The 19,118-nt window shown below is 45.8% G+C and carries 19 protein-coding genes; 5 read left to right on the top strand and 14 right to left on the bottom strand.

Going from position 1 to position 19,118, the window contains the following annotated elements; translation table 11 throughout:
* Positions 1-6: 6 nt before the first annotated feature.
* From ACZ1GZ_RS12785 to ACZ1GZ_RS12770, 4 genes are all read right to left on the bottom strand, one after another.
* Positions 7-936, bottom strand: a complete 930-nt coding sequence (locus tag ACZ1GZ_RS12785) for an ABC transporter permease (RefSeq protein WP_472665263.1) — start codon at positions 934-936, stop codon at positions 7-9.
* Positions 933-2,054 carry an ABC transporter permease gene (locus tag ACZ1GZ_RS12780; RefSeq protein ID WP_472665262.1) on the bottom strand — a complete coding sequence of 374 codons (1,122 nt, stop codon included), beginning with the start codon at positions 2,052-2,054 and terminating at the stop codon, positions 933-935. Before ACZ1GZ_RS12780 ends, ACZ1GZ_RS12785 begins: the two co-directional genes overlap by 4 nt.
* Before the next feature lie 18 nt (positions 2,055-2,072).
* Positions 2,073-3,197 (bottom strand): BMP family ABC transporter substrate-binding protein, encoded by a 1,125-nt coding sequence (locus ACZ1GZ_RS12775; protein WP_472665261.1) that lies wholly within the window; start codon positions 3,195-3,197, stop codon positions 2,073-2,075.
* A 156-nt stretch (positions 3,198-3,353) separates the two neighbouring features.
* Positions 3,354-4,244: a LysR family transcriptional regulator gene (locus ACZ1GZ_RS12770; protein ID WP_472665260.1), complete on the bottom strand. Its 891-nt coding sequence runs from the start codon at positions 4,242-4,244 to the stop codon at positions 3,354-3,356.
* Positions 4,245-4,391: 147 nt separating this feature from the next.
* On the opposite strand from ACZ1GZ_RS12770, the gene ACZ1GZ_RS12765 reads away from it, so the two are divergent.
* Genes ACZ1GZ_RS12765 through atzF form a run of 5 tightly spaced genes read left to right on the top strand, consistent with a single transcriptional unit; the run spans position 4,392 to position 11,355 of the window.
* A complete protein-coding gene (locus tag ACZ1GZ_RS12765; protein ID WP_472665259.1) occupies positions 4,392-5,999 on the top strand; it encodes an ABC transporter substrate-binding protein in 1,608 nt (535 codons plus the stop codon).
* 6 nt (positions 6,000-6,005) lie between these two features.
* On the top strand, positions 6,006-7,031 hold the full coding sequence (locus ACZ1GZ_RS12760; RefSeq protein ID WP_472665258.1) for an ABC transporter permease: 1,026 nt from the start codon (positions 6,006-6,008) through the stop codon (positions 7,029-7,031).
* 6 nt (positions 7,032-7,037) lie between these two features.
* Positions 7,038-7,907, top strand: coding sequence for an ABC transporter permease (locus ACZ1GZ_RS12755; protein WP_472665257.1), 870 nt, complete (start codon positions 7,038-7,040; stop codon positions 7,905-7,907).
* Positions 7,908-7,909: 2 nt separating this feature from the next.
* Positions 7,910-9,535, top strand: coding sequence for a dipeptide ABC transporter ATP-binding protein (locus ACZ1GZ_RS12750; protein WP_472665256.1), 1,626 nt, complete (start codon positions 7,910-7,912; stop codon positions 9,533-9,535).
* 26 nt (positions 9,536-9,561) lie between these two features.
* Positions 9,562-11,355: an allophanate hydrolase gene (gene atzF / locus ACZ1GZ_RS12745; protein ID WP_472665255.1), complete on the top strand. Its 1,794-nt coding sequence runs from the start codon at positions 9,562-9,564 to the stop codon at positions 11,353-11,355.
* Between the two features lie 18 nt (positions 11,356-11,373).
* Here atzF and ACZ1GZ_RS12740 read toward each other — a convergent pair whose 3' ends face one another.
* The 10 genes from ACZ1GZ_RS12740 to ACZ1GZ_RS12695 all read right to left on the bottom strand — a co-directional run bounded on the left by ACZ1GZ_RS12740 (position 11,374) and on the right by ACZ1GZ_RS12695 (position 19,110).
* On the bottom strand, positions 11,374-12,117 hold the full coding sequence (locus ACZ1GZ_RS12740; RefSeq protein WP_472665254.1) for a Crp/Fnr family transcriptional regulator: 744 nt from the start codon (positions 12,115-12,117) through the stop codon (positions 11,374-11,376).
* Positions 12,117-12,716, bottom strand: coding sequence for a c-type cytochrome (locus ACZ1GZ_RS12735; RefSeq protein WP_472665253.1), 600 nt, complete (start codon positions 12,714-12,716; stop codon positions 12,117-12,119). Before ACZ1GZ_RS12735 ends, ACZ1GZ_RS12740 begins: the two co-directional genes overlap by 1 nt.
* Positions 12,691-13,131: a copper chaperone PCu(A)C gene (locus ACZ1GZ_RS12730; protein WP_472665252.1), complete on the bottom strand. Its 441-nt coding sequence runs from the start codon at positions 13,129-13,131 to the stop codon at positions 12,691-12,693. The genes ACZ1GZ_RS12735 and ACZ1GZ_RS12730 overlap by 26 nt, the downstream gene beginning before the upstream one ends.
* A complete protein-coding gene (locus tag ACZ1GZ_RS12725; protein ID WP_472665251.1) occupies positions 13,128-13,733 on the bottom strand; it encodes an SCO family protein in 606 nt (201 codons plus the stop codon). Before ACZ1GZ_RS12725 ends, ACZ1GZ_RS12730 begins: the two co-directional genes overlap by 4 nt.
* Complete coding sequence (locus ACZ1GZ_RS12720) at positions 13,730-14,569, bottom strand: ABC transporter ATP-binding protein (RefSeq protein ID WP_472665250.1); 840 nt, start codon at positions 14,567-14,569, stop codon at positions 13,730-13,732. The genes ACZ1GZ_RS12725 and ACZ1GZ_RS12720 overlap by 4 nt, the downstream gene beginning before the upstream one ends.
* The gene (locus tag ACZ1GZ_RS12715) at positions 14,562-15,248 is read right to left on the bottom strand and encodes a hypothetical protein (RefSeq protein ID WP_472665249.1); all 687 of its coding nucleotides are present in this window, start codon (positions 15,246-15,248) and stop codon (positions 14,562-14,564) included. Before ACZ1GZ_RS12715 ends, ACZ1GZ_RS12720 begins: the two co-directional genes overlap by 8 nt.
* A complete protein-coding gene (locus ACZ1GZ_RS12710) occupies positions 15,227-16,123 on the bottom strand; it encodes an ABC transporter permease (RefSeq protein WP_472665248.1) in 897 nt (298 codons plus the stop codon). The genes ACZ1GZ_RS12715 and ACZ1GZ_RS12710 overlap by 22 nt, the downstream gene beginning before the upstream one ends.
* A gap of 92 nt (positions 16,124-16,215) precedes the next feature.
* Positions 16,216-17,595, bottom strand: a complete 1,380-nt coding sequence (locus ACZ1GZ_RS12705; RefSeq protein WP_472665247.1) for an ABC transporter substrate-binding protein — start codon at positions 17,593-17,595, stop codon at positions 16,216-16,218.
* A gap of 298 nt (positions 17,596-17,893) precedes the next feature.
* Positions 17,894-18,856, bottom strand: coding sequence for a HEAT repeat domain-containing protein (locus ACZ1GZ_RS12700; protein WP_472665246.1), 963 nt, complete (start codon positions 18,854-18,856; stop codon positions 17,894-17,896).
* 5 nt (positions 18,857-18,861) lie between these two features.
* Complete coding sequence (locus ACZ1GZ_RS12695) at positions 18,862-19,110, bottom strand: 4Fe-4S dicluster domain-containing protein (RefSeq protein ID WP_472665245.1); 249 nt, start codon at positions 19,108-19,110, stop codon at positions 18,862-18,864.
* Between the last annotated feature and the right edge of the window lie 8 nt (positions 19,111-19,118).

Below are 19,118 nucleotides of genomic sequence, written 5' to 3'. Positions count from 1 at the left end.
TCTCCGTTATTTCGTAATGCTAAGTTCACCCGGCGCACTTTCCATAGCTTTGTTAGGTGAAGAGGTTGCGATCAAAAGACCAAGTGTGAGCACATAAGGTGCTGCAAAAAATAGATAATAACCCTGCGATATGCCCACAGATTGCAAGGCAGGGCCAAGTGCGCCGGCACCGCCAAATAATAGCGCAACCCAAAAACAATTAATTGGATTCCAGCGCGCAAAGATAACCAGCGCCACTGCCATTAGGCCTTGTCCGGAGGAGATGCCTTCATTCCAGCTACCTGGGTAATAAAGCGATAAATATGCGCCGCCGATGCCAGCAAGTGCTCCGCCGGCAGCTGTCGATAAAAGTCTGATTTTATTCGGTTCTAATCCGATAGCACGCGCTGCGTCTGTGCTATCTCCCACAACGCGAACTGTCAGGCCAATCTTGGTTGATTTAAAACCCCAAGCTAAGAATAATGCGATGACTAATCCAATGATAAACAGAACATTGACTTGCAGGGCAGCGCGAACTTGCTCGATATCGGACCACCAACCAAATGAAATGGCGGGAAGATCAGGTGCAACGGGTTGGATATAGGGTTTACCAAAGAAGAACGCCAATCCGCTTCCTAAAAGCATTAAGGCGATACCGATTGCGATATCATTCACGCCCTTGAATTTGCATATCCATCCATGAAAGAGCCCAAATAACATACCAAAAAACGCGGCTCCCAAAACGCCCAACCAGGGAGATTGAGTATTCACGGCAATGGCATATCCTGACATAGCGCCAAATATGAGCGTGCCTTCCAGACCTAGGTTAATACGGCCGGATCGTTCGGTGATGCATTCGCCTAACGAAACAAATAAAAACGGGGTCGACACACGAATAGCGCCGCCAATGATCGCGAGCGGTACACCCCATAGTCCGATATCTGTAACCTCGCTCATACAGGTGCCTTTCTATCTTCTTGCCAATATTCGTATTTGAAGAAGCGAAAGCGGCCATAAAGCGTTTCAGAAAATAAGATTGCGACAAAGACAATGCCTTCAAACACAAGAATTGTCGCATCAGGCAAATCCATTCTGCGCTGGATTAATCCGGATGAGGCTTCAAACCCTGCCAGCATGATGGTGATCGGTATAATGGCTAAAGCGTTATGGCGGGCTAGAAACGCGATCAATATGCCTGTATACCCGTAACCTGCAAAGACTGAAGCATTCGCCGAGCCGTGAACGGCAGTAACTTCATAAAACCCTGCAACTCCGGCAATTGCGCCGCCCAAAGCAGTGAACCCGATAATAAGCTTTGAAACGGGCAATCCTTGAACTTGAGCTGCGCGAATATTGCCGCCAGCGATGCGGGCTGAAAATCCAAGTGTGGTTTTTTCAATTAATATCCAGCTCAATATGCAAGCTATGATGCCTGCGAGAAAACCCCAATGAACATCTATCCCAATAGGTATTGAGCCCACGCGTAATTGGTCTGATAAAGATGCAGTGGAAGGTTTATTCAAACTTGCCGGGTCGCGAAAAACGCTTTCAATTAAATGATTGGAAATCGCGATCGCAATATACGCCATCAATAACGATGAAATCGTTTCATTGACACCTCTCTTGATGCGCAAAAACCCAACAATTCCGATCCACAATGCACCCGTCAAAGCAGCTGCAAGAAATAAAATTGGTAGCGCGATCACGCCCGAAATATTGGTGAGATAAGCGCCAATCGCGCCTGCAGCAACCGCGCCAAGTGCAATGGCACCTTCGCCGCCAATAACGACGAGGCCTAATTTGGCTGGTAGCGCTACACAAAGGGCCGCTAGCAACAGAGGTGCTGCTCGCGAGAGTGTGTTTTGCCATGAAAATGGGGTGCTAAAACCCGCTTTATAGACCAGTGAAAAGAAGTCTATGGGGGACTTGCCGAGTAAGACTAAAAAAACCGAGAATATTAAAAATCCGCAGATCACTGCGAAAACAGGAATGGCGACAAACTCAAGTCTAGGCATCCATTTTTGAATGCCTAGACCAGATTGGGACGGGAGAGGAGTTGTCGCCAATTCATTCATGTCTGTGCTACATCAATCCTAGCTAATTGAGCCGATGACGCCTTCAACCAAATAGTCCATGCTTTCAAGCGCAATATCCGTCTCGACAAAGCTCTGACCATCTGTGGCAATGACATTGCCCTTATTGTCTTTGAGTGGACCTTTTATGGCAGCAAAGCCTCCGGCCATGATTTCTGCTTTTGTGGCTTCAAATTGCGCTCTGGCAGCATCTGATACAGCTGGCCCCAACGGTGACATTTTGATGAAGTCTTCAGCTAAACCACCGCGAACAAAGTTATCAATTGAACCACCATCCTGAACTGTTTTGACCATGCTCGTATAGATCGATGCCCAATTCCATTCAGCGCCTGTGAGATATTTCTCAGGTGCCAAAGGACCCTGGTTTGCGTGATAACCGCAAACAAAGGCATCTCTACCAGCTGCTGTTTCCATGACAACTTTTGGACCATCCACATGGCATGTGATTACATCACAGCCTTGGTCAGCAAGTGCGTTTGTAGCTTCAGCTTCCTTGACCGCAAGTGACCATTCACCCGTGAATATGACCTGACAAGTGATTTCTGGATCAACCTGGCGAGCACCAAGCAAGAATGAGTTGATGTTCAGAAGAACTTGCGGAATTGGTTTAGCCGCTACAAAGCCGATCTTTTTAGATTTTGTCGCGTGACCTGCAGTTATACCATTGAGATATTGTCCCATGCCAATATAACCGAAATACGAACCAACATTCATTGGGTGCTTATCAGCTGACCAGAGGCCTGCCGCATGCTGGAAGCGAACATCAGGATGTTTAGGGGCTATTTCTAAAATATGCGGGTCAAAATAACCAAATGATGTCGGGAAGAGCAATGTTGCACCATCGAAATTGATCATACTTTCCATTGTGTTTTGAACATCAACAGTTTCGGGTACGTTTTCTTCCTCAATAACTGTCACACCAGCCATGGCTTTAACAGCTGCAGCACCTTCTGCATGGGCTTGGTTGTAACCAAAATCATCCTTTGGGCCGACATAGATAAAACCAACCGTTAAATCGGCTGCGTTTGCAAAACCAGTTAGACCTGACGTTGCAAGCGCAGTTGCGCCAAGAGCCGTTGCTGATGTGCCGAGAAAAGTTCTGCGGGTCAAATTCTTCTTAATCATTTATGTCTCTCCATATTTTGGTCGTGAGCGGCCGACGGGTTCGGGTTTGAACTGTTTCCAAATGTGTCTGGGATGAGACTAACGAGACTTTGCGTTGATGGCTTCTGCTATTTTTGCGCTGTTGCGGTTCATTTTTTGCACCGGTTGATGGTTGCGCTAATTGTAAACCTGTAATGCAATTTCTAATTGTTGCAGGAACTTCGCAGATGCAACGGGCAGGGCGCGTCCTCGCATTTGACCTAAAAGAAGGTTGCCAGGTGGGACATCTTTTACTGAAAGAGGTCGGTAGGTCAGTCCCGATTTCGGCTCTAGTCCAATAGGGATCTGAAATGCAATTGCATCTTCATGAAGCGCATAGTGCCGCATAAAATCAAATGAATCAGATTCGATAACTGGAGATAGCGTGCGTGAATTGTCCTCAGCTGCGCGCTCTAACAAATGTCTTACACCATATTGTGCTGTTGGGAGAACGCATGAATAGTCAAGGCAATCTCGCAGTCTAACTTCTGCTGTATGACTTAGCGGGTGATCTTCGCGCATAATCACACTAATGATCTGCGGCACAACAGATTGCACTTGAAAGTCGACCATAAAGTTGGGTTCTAACACAAGTGCTATATCACTTTTAAAATTGCTAAGATCTGTCTCAGCAGCCTCGCGATCTCGCACATTGACAGAAAATGTAACGCCTGGATGCTCACGTCGGTAAATGGAAATCTGGGATGGAAGAAAATAGGGCACTAAAGCTTGTGAACAGGCAATAGAAACATGACCCCGTCTTATGCCGGAAAGGTCTGCGACCTGACTTTGCACACGCCTTAATTCAGATTCTTGGTTGCGGATGTGACCGATTAATAGTTCACCTGCAGGATTAAGGCGTACACCGCGGGGTAATCGTTCAAATATTTCTGATCCGAATTCTTCTTCAAATCTTTGAATGCGTCGGTTTAATGCGGACGCCGTGATGTTCATATCTTCAGCTGCTTTGCGAATAGAACCTGCGCGCGCTATCGCTTCGATGTACTGGAAAGTAATAAGGTGTCGCATTTGACCTATTCATTTTTTGAACCGCTTTTGTGAAATAATAGCATTTGTAATCGACGCTGAATAGTCCGAAGCTCCCAATAAGGTTTCCATCTACCTCCCAGATGGCGAAAAAAACCTTCAAAAAACAATAACTTTCGGAGCAGTACGATGTCAGCATCTAGACGTGATTTTCTAAAATTAAGCGGCGGTGCGATTACCGCAGCCTCATTACCTTTTCTAAAAGTCCTTCCCGCAAGTGCCGCCAGCGATGTGATCGTCGCTGTCATGGGTCAAACCATCAACAGCCTTGATCTTCACCGCACGGGAACCAATAGACCGAGCTACCAAGTGGCTGTGAATGTATATGACCGTTTGGTCACTTTTGGCACTAAAGTCACGCCAAATGGCAGTGTGTCTTATGATTACTCGGTCATTGAACCAGAAATCGCTGAAAGTTGGGAGATCACTGAAAATGAAATGATCTTTAAACTTAAGCCAGGTGGAAAATTCCAGGATGGATCACCCATCACCGCGCAAGATGTGAAATGGTCATTTGATCGTGCGGTTTCATTAGGCGGTTTCCCAGCGGTTCAGATGAAAGCTGGTTCGCTTGAAAGCCCTGATCAATTTGAAGCTGTTGATGATCTGACATTTAAGATCAAACTCATTCGTCCATCTAAACTCACACTTCCCGACCTTGCAGTTCCGGTCCCATTTGTCATCAATTCGAAAGTTGCCTTGGCAAATGCAACCGATGATGATCCCTGGGCAACGGAATATCTTCATAAAACACCTGCAGGCTCGGGAGCGTTTAAAGTTGCGCAGTGGAAACCGGGTGAGCAATTGGTTTATGAGCGCAATGACGATTACACCTCTGGTCCAGTACCAGAAATTAAACGTGTGATTGTGCGCGAAGTACCAAGCCCAGCAACGCGACGTGCTTTGCTTGAACGCGGCGATGTAAATCTATCGTTTAACATGCCGAATAAAGACGCTAAGGAATTGTCTGAAATTGATGGTTTGGCAATCCAAACTACACCGATTGAAAATTCTATCTATAGTCTTTGTCCGAATTTGGCATTTGACGCATTTAAAGATAAACGTGTGCGTCAGGCGATCGCATATTCTGTGCCTTATCAAGAAGTCTTCGATGCGGGTGCTTATGGTCGAGGGGAACCAATGTGGGGCGGTCCTTCCATGACACCATCAGATATCGCATGGCCGCAAAAATTCCCATATGCGACTGATCTTGATCGCGCTAAAGACTTGCTTACAGAAGCTGGCATGTCGTCAGGATTTGATGTGCCGCTTTCCATTTCGCTTGGGCAAATCGATTGGATGGAGCCAGTGGCGCTTCTTATTCAGGAAAACCTTGCCAAGATTGGTGTGAATGCAACGATTGAAAAAGTTCCTAGCGCAAACTGGCGTACGGCATCCCTTGTTGAAAAACGTTTGCCGCTGCACCTTGAAACATTTGGTGGTTGGCTGAACTATCCTTGTTATTATTTCTTCTGGTGCTTCCTTGAAGGGCATTTGTTCAATTCATCGAATTACCGAAATGAAGAAATTGAAGTTCTCACGCTTGAAACGCTTCATATGCCAATTGATGACCCTGATTATGCGCCAAAAATTAAGCGCATGATTGAAATTATTTGGGATGAAGTGCCTCGCATTGCATTGTGGCAACCAGCGCTTAGCGTTGGCATGAACGGCGTTAAAGATTTCGAATACTGGTTCCACCGCCAGCTTGATGTTCGTAACCTAAAAGGCGCTTAATCTATTATGTCTGGGCGATTTAAAACTATTTCCTTGCGCATCGCCCAGGCTATTCCTGTGTTGTTTGGTGTTGTGGTTGTTAGCTTCATTTTAACACGCGCACTTCCCGGTGATCCGGCGGTATATTTCGCCGGTGCCTCAGCAACTGAAGAATCCATTGCTCAGGTGCGCGAAGCACTTGGCTTGGATAAATCCCTGCCTCAGCAATTTATCATTTATGTCGGAGATCTCTTGCGTGGCGATCTGGGGCAATCCATTTCCACAGGGCAAGCCGTAACGGACGATCTGGCGAGAAGATTACCGGCATCGTTGGAACTTACGCTTATGGCGCTGTTTATTTCTTGTTCGATAGCTGTGCCACTTGGCGTGATGGCAGCAACAAAACCGGGATCATTACGCGATCATATTTGCCGCGTGATTGTCACGGCGGGCGTATCGCTTCCGACGTTTTTTACAGGAATTTTATTGATCTATGTTTTCTATTACCTGCTGGGTATTGCACCATCTCCGCTCGGTCGTTTGGACTTCATCTATATCGAACCTGATACGATCACGGGATTTTACCTCATTGATGCTGCACTCATAGGTGATTGGGAAACATGGTTCGGTGCACTTAAACAATTAATCTTACCTGCAACGACTTTGGCGCTGTTTACGATGGCTCCGATCGCACGAATGACCCGCGCTGCAATGCTATCTGCTTTATCCTCAGATTTTGTTAGAACCGCGCGTGCGGCAGGTCTTTCATCTTCGAAAATCTTGTATGGCTATGCGCTGCATAATGCGATGCTGCCCGTGATTACGACGCTTGGTATGGTGTTCTCCTTCACCTTGGGGGCCAATGTATTGGTCGAAAAAGTCTTTGCTTGGCCTGGCATCGGGTCCTATGCGATTGAAGCGCTCGTCGCGTCTGATTATGCCGCTGTCCAAGGCTTCGTGCTGGCTATGGCAATCCTATTTGTCCTGCTTAATCTAACAATTGATATTGCATATTCATTGATTGATCCTCGCATCGGTTTTGAGGAGCGTTAGATTAAAATGAGCATGGCATCAACAACTAAGAGCGAGGGCTTATTTGCGCATATATTCTATGTGTTGCGCGGTAATCCGATCACAGCTCTCGCATTTATTCTCTTAGCATTCTTTATTGTTTGCGCGTTGTTTGGACCGCTAATTGTTCCTTATGACCCACTTGCATCAAACACGTCAAACGCACTTATGCCGCCTTCAGTTGATCATTGGTTTGGGACCGATAATTTGGGACGAGACGTATTTAGCAGAGTGATTGTCGCTACCCGATTGGATCTATTGATCTCTGTCTCTGCGGTTGCATTATCCTTTGTAATCGGATCAATACTGGGTTCTATCGCTGGGTATTGGGGCGGTTGGTTAGATGCGATTTTAAATCGACTGTTAGATACCATTATGGCGTTTCCGCTTTTTGTATTGGCAATGGGTATTGTTGCCGCGCTTGGAAACACCATTGAAAACATTGTCTACGCAACGGCTTTAATCAATATTCCTTTTTACGCACGTTTGGTTCGTGCTGAGGTCAATATCCGCCGTGATGCCGGGTTTGCTCTGGCTGCAAAACTCGCTGGCAATTCTGATATACGCGTTCTAGCAGTACATATTTTTCCCAATGCCTTGCCGCCAATGATGGTGCAAATATCGCTTAATTTGGGTTGGGCGATCTTAAATGCTGCTGGTTTGAGTTTCATTGGATTAGGTGTACGGCCACCGACACCGGAATGGGGAATTATGGTTGCAGAAGGTGCAAATTTCGTGATCTCCGGCGAATGGTGGCTCGCATTATTCCCAGGTCTTTGGCTGATGTTGGCTGTCTTTACCTTCAACCTCTTAGGCGATGGATTGCGTGATATCGTTGATCCGCGGAAGAGGACCTAGCGATGCTATCAATCAAAGACCTCGCTGTAGATTTTCAAACCCGAAAAGGTGTTGTCCATGCGGTGCGCAATGTGAATTTGCGCGTTGAAAAAGGAGAAACTCTGGGGATAGTGGGGGAATCCGGCTCAGGCAAATCTGTGACGTCCTATGCTTTGATGCGCATATTAGATGCCGGTGGAACAATCACCGCAGGCGATATCGAATATGGTGGTATTGATCTACGAAACGCGTCAGCGCGAGATATGCGTAATATTCGCGGACGTGAAATTTCAATGATTTTCCAAAATCCAAGAGCGGCGCTTAATCCAATTCGCAAAGTTGGACACCAGCTTGAAGATGTTCTTAAAACTCATGCGCAGGCCACACGTTATGATGCGCGCGCAAAAGCAATATCCATGCTCAAGTCCGTGCAAATACGAAACGCTGAAGAGCGATATCATGCATATCCTTTTGAATTATCGGGCGGCATGTGTCAGCGGGTGGTGATTGCTATTGCGCTCGCATGTAATCCACAATTGCTCATTGCAGATGAACCGACAACTGGGCTTGATATTACCACCCAAAAAACCGTGATGGATCTTATCCAAAGGCTATCAAAAGAGCGGCAGATGAGTAGTATTCTCATCACCCATGATTTAGGACTTGCTGCGCAATATTGCGACAGAATTGTTGTGATGAAGGATGGCAAACTTGTTGAAACGGGTAAGCCCAAGAAGCTGTTTAACAACGCTGAACATGCCTATACGCGCAAATTAATTGCTGCAACACCACGCAAAAACGCGTCCATTCGGGATCTTTTACCAGTGGAAGAACAGCAACCCTTACCCGAGCGTAGCCAGTCCGGTGAAACTTTGCTTAAGGTCAATGATCTTGTTAAAACTTATGCCGGTAAGAACGGACCCGTTCATGCTGTTAAAGGCATTTCGTTTGAACTTCAGCAAGGAAAAAGCTTAGCGCTTGTAGGTGAAAGTGGTTGCGGAAAATCGACGGCTTCATCCATGATAACAAGGCTTTTGGATTGTTCTTCAGGGGATATTATTTTTAACGGACAGGATATTGGTAAAATAAGACTCCGCGATTTTGCGCAACATGACATGCGCAAAGACATTCAAATGGTGTTTCAAGATGCTACGGATAGTTTGAACCCCCGACACAGTGCTTTTCAATCTATTTTGGAGCCAATCAAGCATCTGACCGATTTGGGTTCAGCAGCGAGACATGACCGCGTTTACGAATTGGCAGATCTCGTTGGATTACCGCATTCGCTGCTAACGAGATTTCCCCACCAGCTGTCAGGTGGACAAAAGGCAAGGGTGGGGATCGCGCGCGCTATCGCCGTTAATCCGCAACTTCTTATTTTGGATGAGCCTACTGCGGCGTTGGACGTTTCCATTCAAGCCATTGTTTTAAATTTACTGGCGGATCTTCGTGCAAAACTAGGAATGACATATCTGTTCGTATCTCATGACTTACATGTCGTTAGATTGCTCTGTGACGATGTAATCGTCATGAAAGATGGAGAAATTGTCGAAATGGGACCCGTAGAAAAAGTTATGGAACAACCGCAGTCTGAATATACTCAGTCACTACTTGATGCTGCGCCATCGCTTTCAAAGATCGTTAAATAGACTAATTGAATAGAAGGATAAAACCCTTGACCCAAATTCCACTCACAATTCCCTCGCTTCATGAAGTCTATCAAAATGGAACAAAGCCAGCCGACATTATCGAACAGGTATATAGCAAAATTGATGAGGTCGGTGACCCTGGAATTTTCATCACTTTGTTCGAAAAGGATGTTCTTTTAAAAGAAGCTGAACAGCTTGGTGCGTTTGATCCATCTAAACCTTTATGGGGTGTTCCATTTGCCATTAAAGACAATATCGACGCGGCTGGCTATGAAACAACGGCCGCTTGCCCAGCTTATGCATTTGAAGCAGAAGAAGATGCCTTTCTCGTTAAAGAGCTTAAAAAAGCGGGCGCGCTTTTAATTGGGAAAACAAATCTAGATCAGTTTGCAACTGGATTGGTTGGCGTTCGCACGCCTTATGGTGCACCACTTAATTCGATTGATCCTGAAATTGTACCTGGTGGTTCTTCTGGAGGTTCAGGCGTAGCAGTTGGGCATGGTATTGTTACATTTTCATTGGGTACTGATACCGCAGGTTCGGGTCGCGTTCCCGCAGCGCTGAATAACATAGTTGGCTTGAAGCCAACATTGGGTGCGTTCTCTGCATCCGGCGTTGTGCCTGCTTGCCGTAGTATTGAGACGGTTTCTATTTTTGCGCTCACGGTTGATGACGCTTACACCGCCTTCGAAGTAGCAAATTCATACGATGCAGACGACGCTTATGCGCGCGATATTACGTCTTACCCTTTAACAAAGCCAAAATCAGATTTGGTGGTTGGTATTCCAAGCCCATCCTCTATTAAATTTATGGGAGATAAGGTTCAAGAAGCTTCATTTGCCGACAGCGTTGAATTGCTTAAGTCTCAGGGTTACACGATAAAAGAGATCGACTTTGAACCGCTCTATGAGATCGCGAATATGCTTTATTATGGGTCCTGGGTTGCAGAGCGCTACACAGTGATTGAGGATTTATTGGAAAAACAGCCTGATGCCATTCTTCCGGTAACAAAAAAGATCATTACGTTGGCTGAAAGCCGCAGTGCAGCAGATGCCTTTAAAGGGTTTTATAAACTCAAAGAACTAACCCGTGCCGTCGAACCCGAGCTTGCCGACGTTGATATTATGTGTGTGCCATCCATTCCGACATTTTATAGTGTCCAAGATTTAGAAGATGATCCGATCACACCCAACAACAATTTCGGCACCTATACTAATTTCGTAAATTTGATGGATATGTGTGGGATCGCTGTTCCGACACCTGCAAGATCAGATGGACGACCCGGCAGTGTGACCTTGCTTGCTCCAAAAGGTGAGGATGCATTGGTTGCTTCTGTTGGTCTTTCGCTTGAAGCAGCTGGCGCAAGGAATTTGGGGGCCACAGACTGGGCTTTCTCATCAAGTGTAAAACTTGCAGAAACTGCGAAGAATACAATCACCGTTGCGGTTTGTGGTGCACATATGGATGGGCTTCCACTCAATAAAGATCTTCTCTCGCGTGGTGCACGTTTTGCAGAAAAAGTTTCCTCAGCGGCGGACTATAAATTTTATGCTTTGGCTGGCGGGCCACCATACAGACCAGGCATGGTTAGATGCGAAGCTGGCGAAGGCCATAAGATTGAAATGGAATTGTGGGATATGCCAGTTTCTGAATTTGGAAGCTTTATGCAAACCATCCCATCACCATTGGGAATTGGTAGCATAAAACTTGATGATGGCAGATCTGTTCAAGGATTTGTGTGTGAGGCTGAAGGCGTTAAAGATGCGACTGACATTTCTGAGTTGGGAAGTTGGCGTGTGTTTTTAGCTCAGGAAAAATGATAAGTAATTAGTTCGGGTTCAAAACATTCCGGACAAACTATCAATGTTTTTAATCCGAATATTTTTGCGATTAACCGTGACAATACCGCGTTTTTGAAGCTTCTCGAATGATTGTGTCACCCATTGACGGGTCGCACCCACAATGGTGGCAATTTGTTCGAAGGTAATTGATCTTTCAATTATGATTTCATCATTTTCGTGAATGCCTTGCGCCGATGCTAATATCACAAGTAACTGTTCGAGACGTTCAGACACACTTCTCGTGCCAAGCATTTGGATGAGTGCAGAATAACACTTTCCTTTGTATACAAGACCATCAATCACAGCGATCGCGATATCAGGTATTTCGCGGACCAGTCGTTTCATCGTCGCGCCAGACAGGAATAACAACTCGGTTTCTTCCATAGCATCACCGGACCAAATATGAAGTCCACCACCAAAAACCTCCGGTCCGCCGACAAAGTGCCCAGGGGTCCAATAGGCTAACGTAATCTCCCGACCAGATGGCCCTGTGTAATAGGAACGCATCCGGCCCGATTCAACAATCCAGACGCCATTGTGCTTATCCCCTTGGAAAAACAGGTTTTGGCCTTTTTGAACGGTGACTTTCGTTCCAAGTCTGCGAACAGTTGCAAGGTCTTCGTCAGATAAGTTTGATAAAAATGTGCTGCCTTCATTCAACCCCATGAGATATTCAGAGAGATAAATGGCGCTTGGACTATCGATGTGCTCTTCCAACATAACAGGGTTTCTCTGCAGCATTAGTTTCGCTCCTTGGAAGCGAGATATGTAGATATAAGCTCAATTTCGTCATCAGTTAAAGGCCCCATGGCATTTTGCATGAGTTGTCCCGCATCATTTTTTCGATTTCCATCTCTAAAGTCTCGCATTTGCTTGGCGAGATAGGATTGATGCTGTGCAGATAGATAGGGAATATGTGGCGCTTGCTGACCAACCCCACGATGGCAGGTCGCACATTTTTGTTTTTCAAACAGATCTTTGCCCAGTGATAGATCTAGATCGGTTTCAACGTCGGGCGAGGGTGCTGTCTGCGAAGCGAACCATTTTGCAATTTCATCGATGGTGCTCGGATCAACTTCAGTCATGATGGCGACCATCTGACCGCCATCATTGGTTCGCTTTTCTTCCATAAAGTCTTTAATCTGTTTTTTGATATATAAAGGTGGCTGGCCGGCGAGTTTTGGAAACTTGGCCATTTTTGAAACACCATCTAGCGAATGACAGAGCCCGCAAATCTCATAAGGTGCCAGACCTTCATCAGTGATCATTCCGGCGGAAACCGAACTAGAGAAGATCAGTGAAAATAGGGCAGCTCTAATGGGTGTGTTGAGTATGGGCATGTCTCTTTTTGACCAACGCTTTCATTTCAACACTTGTTCCATCTTCAAAGTTAAGTGTTACAGTGATCTCGTCACCAAGATTTGCCGGGTTTTTGGGGCCCATGAGCATGATATGTAAACCACCGGGTTTCATATTCAGCATGCCGCCGGCTGGGATTTGGATTTGTTCGACCATCGACATTGTTGCGACACCATCTTTTTCTTCGCTTTTATGGATATGAACCATTTTATAGTTGTCCGAACTGGCTGAAATAAGAGTTTTTGGATTGGCGCTATGATTGTGGATCATCACAAAAGCAGCGTGTGCTTTAGCTGCTGGTGGTGCGAGTGGTACCCATGGATCCATGACCATCAGATCAGATGCATGGCTAATTGATGACCAAAGTAAAATGGAAAATAGTACTAGATACTTCAATTTGTTTGCGCCTTTTCTTTTCGGTACGTGATTTGCAATCTGGCGAGGAATTCTGCCGTTAGACCCGCATCAAATGGTGGTTGTAATTTCGCGCGTATCTTGCCATCCGGATCGATGACGCTGACGGCTGAGCTGTGTTGAACCTCGTAATATCCATCTTGGTCAGGCCGCATAAGGCGATAAAAACTGTCAGTGTTTTCGATCAAACGATCTATATCGGCACGCTCGCCAGTTACGCCCCTGAAATCCGGGTGAAAGAATGTTGCATAATCAGTAACAACATCTGCATCCCGTTCAGGATCGACTGATACAAATACGACTTTTGGTACATTGTCAGGACGAACACGCATCGATGTTTCACTAACTGCATGTTCCAAATTTCCAAGGGTGAATGGGCATACATCCGGACAGGAATTGAACCCAAACATGATCAATGTCCAATTGTCTTTCAAATCATCTTGGGTAAATGTTTCACCGTTCTGATCGCTGAGTGTAAAAGCTTCGATGTCCAGCGGCTCATCAAGTTCCACCCCTTGGACTTGCGCGATTGAAAAACTGGTCGAGAAGGCCAAAAAGATTATGCTTGCAAAAAGATGTCTCATTGATTTTGCTCCTCAAAAGCGCGCAGGCTTTCGGCGCGAATGGATTGAAGGCATTCATGTTTTGCTTCGATGAATATTGGACTGGTGGCCATTTCAGATATGCGCGGGCGCTCAAGGCCTATGCGCATGTCATTAATGATTTTGCCAGGTGCTGCACTCATCACCAATACACGATCGCTAAGAAAAACCGCTTCATCAACATCATGCGTGACAAATAAAACTGTAATACCGAATTCTTTCCAGATATCGAGCAGGTTTTCTTGCATCATGAGCCGAGTTTGCGCATCGAGGGCGCCAAACGGTTCGTCCATTAAAAGCACTGATGGGTAGTTTGCCAATGCCCTTGCAATGCCGACGCGTTGTTGCATGCCGCCGGAGAGTTCTGCTGGATATCTTGATCCGAATTTAGAAAGACCCACCATGTTTAAAAACGTATTCGCGATAGATCCGGCTTCATCATTGCTTTTGCCAGCCATTTTGGGTCCGAAGGCAATGTTTTCGTATACGGTTTTCCAAGGTAGAAGTGAATATTGTTGAAACACCATGCCACGGTCTGGACCAGGTTTTGATATTTCTTGTCCATCCACAAGTACCGTTCCTGTTGTCGGTGTTACATAGCCGGCAACAGTGTTCATCAATGTGGATTTACCGCAGCCGGATGGGCCTAAGATGCAAACAAATTCGCCGGGCTCGATTGTGATCGTTGTGTTTTCTACAGCCCGATGCTCAGAGTCCGCTTTACCGAAGGTCACTGAGACGTCTTTGAATTCGATGCGACCTTGTCCGGCAGAACTTTCCTTCATATCCGGCTTTTTGAAATTGATGACGTCAAGCATATTTAACTCCGGCATTCAGATATTGTCGTTTGTTCGATTTTCTCCAGGCCAAGATGAAGATGACAGAAAGTAGAACAAGTAATCCTGCACCACTTAAAGCTGGGCCCATGGTTTCAAGGGCAAGCGAAGTTGAAACACCAAGTCCCAGCATTGCAAGCCCGACAACCCAAGAAGGGGTTGCGCAACACACAACCCAGCTCATTGTTGCATTTGTCATCGCAATTAAGATGCCACCAACACCGGTTCCTAATGCCATTCCTCTTTTGGAACTTGTCGAACATTCGTCCGATTGCATGAGCATGGAAGATAGTCCAATTAAGCAGCCCAAAAAGAACATGACGAGGACTTTTGATGGTACGACATTCAGGCTCCATTCGGATATGCCCGTACCATAATCATAATTCATTTTACCGATTTCGATCAGCCATTCTTCTGAGATAATTGGCAACATATCGCGCCAAGATGGTGTGGATTGAATAATCCATGCAACATTACCAATCCAATCATAGAAAGTGACGTAGTTTGGCACCGCCTGAAATCGCACAATAAGCGCTATGAGCATGATTATTTGGAAGAGCACCGAAACTACCACACCCCATGCTATCAGGCGGCGCCAACTCGTACGGACCGTTTGTCCGATAACTGAAATTGCACCCATCATCTTGTGAACCTCTGCCATTTTAGTAGCGGGCTGGTGATCAGTTTGATCGCGGCGGTAGACGCCGTGCCTAATAGCCCTATGACAAGCATTCCGACCACAATATCTTGATAATTGATCAAGCTATAAGCATCCCAAGTGAAATAGCCGATACCGTATTGCCCTGATATGATTTCACCTGCGAGAAGAGAGAACCAGGAAACACCCATGCCAATGGCAAGACCGGCTGAGATCGATGGTAATGCCGCTGGAATGACGACATGCCAGAAGATTGACGCGCGTGTTGCCCCTAGTGAGCGAGCGGCGCGAACCAGAACTTCAGGTGTTTGTTCAACACCGTGCAAAGTATTTAATATGATCGGGAAGAGGGCACCTAAATAGGTGATGTAGATGATCGAACTTTCTTCTGTTGGCCACATCAAAATCGCAAGCGGGATCCAAGCCACTGCGGGAATAGGGCGGATTACCTCGATATAGGGCATGATAAATGCTTTAGCGATTTTTGACCGACCCATCATAAGGCCGATGGCAACGCCAACGATAACTGCTAAACCATAGCTTATGAGGATCCGGCGCATGGAGACACCAATATGAATAAAGAAGATCTCTGTTTGAATGTGCCCAACAAAAGCATCAAATACTTTCCCGGGTGAAGGCACGTTTTGGAAATCAACATAGAGGTTGAGATTGTATTTTGAGGCTAAATGCCAAATCAAAACACCTGTTGCCAGTGAGGCAAATACAATTCCTAAAAATTTGAAAAATTCACCATTGAACCTATCGGTCCATCGTGGTGGTTTTTGAGCTGAAGCGGGTTGCGCAAGAGTTGCCTCAGAAGAGTTATTCTCATCTTCTTTCTCGACAATTTTCATTTTCTGAGCCGTGAGATCAGACATGTTACCGCGCACCTTTCACATCATACATTTTCTGGTTTTAAACAGGCGCTGGGGATAAACAGCGCCTGCTTTCTCGTCATTTAGGTTTTCGATTAACCTTCAGACGGGGCAAAATCAGCCACAGCGGCTTCAAAAGTGATCAGCTCACCAGCATTTGCGCTGGCATAAGTTTCGGCTTCACCTTTTCGAAGGAATGTCGAATATGTCTCACCAGATTTGACCCAGAACGCTGTTTTGCCAAAAAGTTTCAACCCAGTTTCAATGTCATAAACGTAAGTTGAGTTTAGCTTGGCACCAGTTGCTTGCATTTCAGCAAGCGCGGTCAGAAATTCAGGCATCGATGGATATGTGCTCACACCATCACGTGCATGCCAGATTTCCATTGGCAAACCTTTGTTGGCTTCAACTGGGTCAACGAGCGCAGCTTTATCCGCTTCGTAATCAACACCAAGATCTGTATAGGCAGCTTTGATGTAGTCCTCAGTAATCCAGGCATCAAAATCAAGTGGTGGAATCGCTTTTTCTTTTACAAGCACACCGTGGTTGAACTTAAGCGCATCAACCCATTCGGTTTTGATGGATGGCTCAAGCGTTAGGTGACCACCTTCTGAGAAGTAGAGATATAACACTTCCTTCTCAACGCCGGTCCAGCCTTCCATCAAGCTCACAGCTTTCATAGGATCTTCACGGATCCATTCACCAGCTTCCCATACAGCTTTAATGAAGGCTTGCACGACTTCAGGATATTCCTTGGCAAAGTCTTCTCGAACCACAACACCATGAAGATATGGGACACCTGTTTCTGAACCATCATAGATCTTACGACCAGTGCCGCGGAATTCCATGATTTCAGACCATGGGCAGAAATCAGAGTGTGCATCAATTTTGCCCGCTGCGATATTCGCAGCACCAACGGCTGGACTTTGGTTTTTCAGCACATATTCACTTGTTGGAATTTCATTGTCCTGCATTGCTTTTAGTAGCATGCCCCAAGCGGCAGAACCGACTGGCGTTGACACTTCTTTACCTTCGAGCTGGTCGATAGAGTAAATGTCGCTATCAACAGGCACAACAATCGCATTACCTGAACCTTTAAGGTTGTAACCAGTGCCGGCTACATAGACTGTGCGTAAGCTTTCAGTTTCTTGAAACTTTGCGCCATTCACGATGAGGGGATAGTCACCCATTACACCAAAATTCAGTTTGTTAGCTAACATCTGGTTGGTGATTGGTCCGCCGGAACTATAATCGGCCCAAGAAACCTCATATTCAGCATCTGAATATTTGCCGTCTTTTGGAAGATATTTTTCCAGCAGGCCAAGTTCTTTGACGACAATGCCGGCTGTGTATGTATCGGTACACATGGACTGGTGACCGATTGCAATATTGATTGTGTCTGCGGAAGCATTGCTGGCTAATGTGGCAAGTCCTGATGCCAGCACGACTCCTCCGATAAGATTTCTAAAACCCATGGCTCTCTCCTGGAATATTTAATTTTTTATCGGTGCTCTGAGGAAAGCTAACGAGATTTTCCAGGGTGAGTCAAACGTAAAATACAAAAAAATGATCAAAAAATAGATTTATTCTATTATTGAGTAATTTTTGGGCAATTGGTGCGTTGCTTGGCGAATAAATATGCGGTTTTTACTGCATGATATAACTGAAAATACCTGAATAAATTCAACAATTTATTGGTGTTTTTTAAGGCACTAAAAGCTGCCCCGACGAAGGTCGAGGCAGGCTTTAATTTAATGCGATATTTGCGTCTGTTTAGGACGCTTTTTGTGCAATTTTCTCCAATGCCCAGCGGACATTTTTACGTACATCTGGATCACCGTCATCGACGAAATCGACGAGGTATTTTTCAGTGCCTGGTACGGCTAATTCACCCAAGGCGGCTGAACATTCTTTACGTAAATTTGGTATTTGCGTTGTGATCATAGAACCAATTTTATCAGCCGCTTTTTCAATTTTAAGGGCCGCCAGTGAGCGCGCCGCTTTCAATCTTACTTGCCAATATTCATCATCAAGCGCAGTCATCAAAGGGTCAGCTGCATTGGAACCGCCAGTCTTCGGAAGCGTTTCAGCTGAAGCTTCTCGCACCTGCCAATTTTCATCTTCCAGTGACTTAATTAATGTCTGTTCAGACCGCTCATTTTTTGAAAAACCAAGTGCGGCGACAGCTACGCGACGAACATCTGAGTTCTCATCTGTTGTCGCCGACATAAGTGCAGGTAGTGCGCTCTCATCTTGTAGCCAACCAATTACGCCAACAGCGGCGCCTCTGATGGCCGTGGACACATTTACCAGTGCTTTTATAGCTGGACCAAGTGCCTCAGGTCGTCTTAGTTCTTTTAAGCCGCCTAAAGCTGCAACAATGACAAATTCATCCTCATCATCAAGACAGTCGAGCAGTGGTGTGCCGGCTTCTGGATCTTTTAATTCAGTTAAACTAACCGCTGCTGCTTCTCTGACACGTTCTGATGTGTCTTTAAGTGCAACAATCAACGCGGCAGATGTTTCAGGGCCATCAAAGTCTGTTAATGCCTGCGCAGCTTTTAGGCGTACACCTTCATCAACATCGGTAATAGCTTTTGCAATATAGGGGATTGCGGCGGGATCTGCACTATCTGCAAGGTCCATGACAGCGACAATTCTTGCGCCGGCATCTGGATCATCCAGCGCGTCTGCTAAGTCTTCTATATCGTCAAAATCTTCAAAAATTGCATTCATATCAACTACTTCAATAGATAAGGAATATTCACTGTGACGGCACCTGTTGGGCAATCAGCTTCGCATGGCATGCAGTACCAACATTCATCATACTGCATAAAGGCTGTTTTGGATTTTGGACCCTCGGCCATGTCTTTGATGCGTAAAACGTCTAGCGGGCAAACGTCGACACAGACCGTGCAACCTTTATCAGCGATACATAGATCGTCATCAACGACAACCGGAACCGAAGTTTGTGTTTGTGCTAATGGCATTTTATAAA

This window comes from Lentilitoribacter sp. JB5-8 (genome assembly GCF_055693385.1).
This window is presented reverse-complemented; position numbering and strand designations above follow the sequence as displayed.